The organism is Paracidovorax sp. MALMAid1276 (assembly GCF_049198005.1).
In the GTDB taxonomy this organism is placed as follows: Bacteria; Pseudomonadota; Gammaproteobacteria; order Burkholderiales; family Burkholderiaceae_C; genus Acidovorax.
In genome coordinates this window covers 1-363 of record NZ_JBMIRS010000014.1, presented here as the reverse complement: position 1 = coordinate 363, position 363 = coordinate 1, and the positions used below count along the sequence as shown (strand labels likewise).

Below are 363 nucleotides of genomic sequence, written 5' to 3'. Positions count from 1 at the left end.
AATGTCTCAGCGCATCCCAAAAACAAGGCCCGCATGCAGGAAAAAGGGCGACCGTCGCGGCATCTGAAAACGGCGGCCTGGTAGCACTCGCGAATTCGAGTTGTTCAGGACATCCTTAAATCCTCCATTCAGGCCAATTGGATCCTGAGTAACGTACTGCGCTATGTTCGGGTCGTAGTACCTGAATCGGTTGTAGTGAAGGTTTGTCTCTGGGTCGAATTGCTGGCCCTGGAACCGAATCGGCTGGTGGATCTGGTTTGGGTTGTACTCATCTTCAACCTCCCCCCAAGCTGTGTACCTGGCCGCCCAGGCCACTTGCCCTTGTTGCTCTCCGTTGGCATTGACCAACGCAATCGGCGTGCC

The 363-nt window shown here is 55.1% G+C and carries 1 protein-coding gene; it reads right to left on the bottom strand.

The genetic code is table 11. The features are described 5' to 3' along the window. Nucleotides 1-6: 6 nt before the first annotated feature. A partial coding sequence (locus ACOQFS_RS00185) for an RHS repeat-associated core domain-containing protein (RefSeq protein ID WP_421560963.1) occupies nt 7-363 on the bottom strand: 357 nt, incomplete at its 5' end.